This is a genomic window from Streptomyces sp. NTH33, from assembly GCF_003236365.1.
Taxonomy (GTDB): domain Bacteria; phylum Actinomycetota; class Actinomycetes; order Streptomycetales; family Streptomycetaceae; genus Streptomyces.
In genome coordinates this window covers 1-430 of sequence record NZ_POTZ01001136.1, presented here as the reverse complement: position 1 = coordinate 430, position 430 = coordinate 1, and the positions used below count along the sequence as shown (strand labels likewise).

Sequence of the window (430 nt, the reverse complement as noted above, 5' to 3'; positions counted from 1 at the left end):
GGCCGTGCACGACACCGCCTCCGCCCTGCTCAACTTCGACGGCATCTCCTACGCCAAGGGCGCCTCCGCCCTGCGCCAACTGGTCGCCTGGCTCGGCGAGAAGGACTTCCTGGCCGGCATCAACACCCACTTCGAACGCCACCGGTTCGCCAACGCCACCCTCGCCGACTTCATCGACTCCCTCGCCTCCGCCACCGACCGCGACGTCCACGCCTGGGCCGACGCCTGGCTGCGCACCACCGGCGTCGACACGCTCACCGCGACCGTCGACGCCCGCCCCGGCGAGTGGACCCTCGCCCTCGACCGCGACGGCAGCCGCCCGCACCGCGTCACCGTCGGCGTCTACGACCGCGACCTCGCCGACGGCCGCACCCTCGTCGTACGGGAGCGCTACGAGACCGACGTCCCCGGCGACGGCGCGGCGCCACCC

The 430-nt window shown here is 74.0% G+C and carries 1 protein-coding gene; it reads left to right on the top strand.

The features are described from left to right. A partial coding sequence (locus C1I97_RS38845) for a M1 family aminopeptidase (protein WP_258382962.1) occupies positions 1-430 on the top strand: 430 nt, incomplete at both ends.